This window comes from Psychrobacter piechaudii, from assembly GCF_900162825.1.
GTDB lineage: Bacteria > Pseudomonadota > Gammaproteobacteria > Pseudomonadales > Moraxellaceae > Psychrobacter > Psychrobacter piechaudii.
Genome location: NZ_FUGE01000103.1, coordinates 1 through 3,373, shown reverse-complemented (window position 1 = coordinate 3,373; position 3,373 = coordinate 1). Strand labels below are relative to the sequence as shown.

General features: G+C 43.3%; 3 protein-coding genes. 2 read left to right on the top strand and 1 reads right to left on the bottom strand.

Annotation, left to right across the window (positions count from 1 at the left end):
* On the top strand, positions 1–273 hold a 273-nt coding region (locus A1019T_RS05030; protein WP_077450700.1), incomplete at its 5' end, for a zinc ribbon domain-containing protein.
* Between the two features lie 102 nt (positions 274–375).
* Entirely contained in the window at positions 376–2,088 is a 1,713-nt protein-coding gene (locus tag A1019T_RS05020) for an AMP-binding protein (protein ID WP_077450699.1), read from the top strand.
* A gap of 56 nt (positions 2,089–2,144) precedes the next feature.
* Here A1019T_RS05020 and A1019T_RS05015 read toward each other — a convergent pair whose 3' ends face one another.
* Positions 2,145–3,119, bottom strand: coding sequence for a c-type cytochrome (locus A1019T_RS05015; protein WP_077450698.1), 975 nt, complete (start codon positions 3,117–3,119; stop codon positions 2,145–2,147).
* Positions 3,120–3,373: the final 254 nt, after the last annotated feature.

The following is a 3,373-nucleotide window of genomic DNA, read 5'->3' as shown; positions in this document are numbered from 1 at the left end:
GATGCAGGATGGTTTGAACTTAAACGACAACTGGAATACAAATGCAAGCATGCAGGTTGTCAGCTTGAGATCGTAAATGAGAGTTACACTACCCAGACTTGCTCGTGCTGCCATAAAATAAGTGACAGTAGTCCAAAAGGTAGAGCAGGTTTGCGAATAAGAGGATGGACTTGTGCTGAGTGTGGCACATGGCATGATAGAGATACCAATGCTGCTAAGAACATCCTTGCGGTCGGGCTTGACCGTCTAGCTGTAGGAATCCCCTCGGTTTAGCGAGGGGAGGAAGTCAAGGCGAATAGGACAAAAAGGCCTTTTTATTTTAGATTATTGTTTTAAACTTTTTTATTTTTAATTGGATTGCAAGGAAGCAATTTTATGAGCACTTCACCCGCCTTAGTGAGCGAGGTTTACGCCCGCCACGGTCTTAATTATAATCTGCCTATTGATGACGCCATTCACAATGTCATCGATTTACTACAGCCCAAACTCACTCAACACAGTGAAAAAAATGCTTTTCGTATGGGTGATGTGACCCTTAGTTTTGCTCAAATTGATATTGCAAGTAGACGGTTCGCCGCTTTTTTACAAGCGCAAGGCTTTAGCAAAGGCGATCGAGTAGCGGTGCAATTACCTAATATTTTTCAGTATCCAGTGGTCATCTTAGGTTGTCTGCGCGCAGGTATAGTGCTGGTTAATGTTAATCCGCTATATACCCAATACGAATTAGCGCATCAATTGCTCGATGCACAAGTTAAAGGGCTTGTGGTGCTAAAAGGCATGGACAGTGCCTATCAAAATTTAGAGGAAGAGGTTAAGCAGTCTCTAGGTTGGGTGATACATTGCTCATTAAGTGGTGATGGCGCGGCTAATAATGATATCTTGGCGCTAAAGCAACTTGGCTCATCACAGTCTGACTACCCGGCCTTTGATGCTGGAAATCTGCCAAATACTACACAGACGAACTCTATCAGATTTGTCGATGTCATTAATAATTATCATGAGTCTCATTTTGAGCCTCTGACAATTGGTCGTCAGGATTTGGCCTTATTGCAGTATACTGGAGGCACCACTGGGAAGCCTAAAGGCGCCAAGCTTTCCCACTTCAATTTAGTGGCAAACGTGCTGCAATGCTACGAATGCTTCGGTGACAATATCCAAAGTCGGGCAAAGCAACAGGTTAAGGTGTTAAACCCTTTGCCGCTCTATCATATTTTCTCCTTTACCGTCTGTGGGCTGCTAAGCTTATATGGTGGCTGGGAAGATATTTTGGTTACCAATCCCAGAGATATGGATGGCTTAGTCGATACTATTGAAAAGCATAAGCCCAATCTTATTCCTTCTGTAAATACCTTATTTTTAGGTTTATTGCATCACCCTAAATTTAGCAGCTTAGATTTTAGTGAGCTGTATTTATCTATCGGCGGTGGTACAGCCATTATTAAAGCTATTGCTGAGCGCTGGAAGACGGTTACTGGTCAGACTATCAACGAAGGTTATGGCATGTCAGAAACAGCGCCAGTGATTAGCTTTAACCCACCCAGTATTACTGACTTTAATGGCACTGTTGGTTTGCCGTTGTCTTTAACCGAAGTTAAAGTGATTGATGATGCTGGTAATGAATGCGAGGTTGGCAGCTCAGGTGAAGTGTGTATTAAGGGACCGCAAGTGATGAGCGGCTATTGGGAACGCGATAACCAAGATACTTTCACCGCGGATGGTTACTTTAAAAGCGGTGATATTGGATTTGTAGATGAACAGGGGTTTGTAACCTTAGTTGATAGAAAAAAAGACATGATTTTAGTCTCAGGTTTTAACGTCTATCCGAATGAAGTCGAGGCGGTATTAACTGAGCATCCTAAGGTGGTTGAAGTGGCGGTAGTGGGTGTTGCTGATGAATATAGTGGACAGGTACCCAAAGCCTTTGTGGTCGCTAAGCAAGGCAAAGGAGAGTCTGCGCTGACAGTTGAAGAGTTACAGCAGTTTGCCCATGAGCGTATGACTGGCTATAAGCGGCCTAAGTATTATGAGTTCATTGATGAATTACCTAAATCTGCAGTTGGTAAAATTTTAAGAAAAGAGCTGCGCTAATAAAAAAACCATCCTGCGGGATGGTTTTTTTATTGACCAAAATTTAACTGGAGTAATTAACGGCGAACGTCTTTAGGCGCACCCCCTTTAGGCCAGTCTTTGTCTTTATTGGCTTTCACTGGACGGTCTAAATGAGTGAAGTACGCAGCAATATCAACGGCTTCTTGATCGGATAGGGTATTGCCCTGACCAAATGGCATCTTACCTTTAATAAAGGCAGCTGCTTTATAAGTACGAGCCATGCCTGCACCATCGTTAAACGAGTCAGGACCGGCTACTGCAGGGTAAATATAGCCTCCATCCTCTTTAAATTGACCTTGGCCATTGTCACCGTGACATACAGAACATTTTTCTGCAAAAAGCTGCTTACCATTTTCTGGATTAGGCTCAAGATTGGTATCTACTTCAACGAAGCCACGCCCTTCAGGAGAAACGCCAGCTGGGATACCCTGTGACAACCAGCCCATGTAAGCTAGGATAGCGTTCATGTCATCTGAAGTGGGGTCTAATGCTTTACCATTCATGGAGCGCTCAAAACAGCCATTAATACGCTCTTGTAAGGAGTTCACACGCGCGCCGCGAGAACGATAAATTGGGAAAATTCCTGTTAGACCATTCCACGGCGCAGCATAAGCTTCTGAACCATTGGCCAGATGGCAACTGGTACAGTTTAAGCGGTTGCCCACATTATCTGGTAACTCTGTATAAGTGTTATTAACCAGATGTAAACCGCGGCGAATGGCTGCACCCAGCTCATCATCTGGGATAGTCGACTCATCTGGCATCTTGATTGAGGCAGTGGAAGCTGCACCATCACCAACTGGCGCAAAGCTGCTATTGGCCTCGGGCATGCCGTCTTCAAGGGCTTGAGCCTGGGCTTCAAGAGATTTAACTCTGGCGAGAGCGGCCGCTTCTTCGGTACGATCTACAGCTTTAACTTGATTGTCGTTACTACAGCCTACGCTAAATAAGGCCGAAGCCACAATAAGCGAGGCGGCTAGTGGCAGTTTGGTTGATTTTAGTTTGGTCATGGCGAGTCCTTAATTCTTTATAATAAAAGTGCGGTATACCTGCCTATATAAAAATAAAAAATGGATAAAAAAGTGGAGGTACGCTAATAAAACTTACAATTGACATTCAATATAAGTTAGTAAATATCAGTTACTAAAAAAATATTATATGACATAGTATTGTTATTTAAAAGAAGCAAAGTAATAATCCCGTCTTAATCCCTTTCAAAGCATTATTAATCTAAGCTTGCTTGCCACTTTTTAGCATAAGTGAT

What these genes read in the sequence shown, in the direction of transcription:
- A1019T_RS05020 (WP_077450699.1), top strand. Translation starts at nt 376, where the DNA reads ATGAGCACTTCACCCGCCTTAGTGAGCGAGGTTTACGCCCGCCACGGT.
- A1019T_RS05015 (WP_077450698.1), bottom strand. Translation starts at nt 3,119, where the DNA reads ATGACCAAACTAAAATCAACCAAACTGCCACTAGCCGCCTCGCTTATT.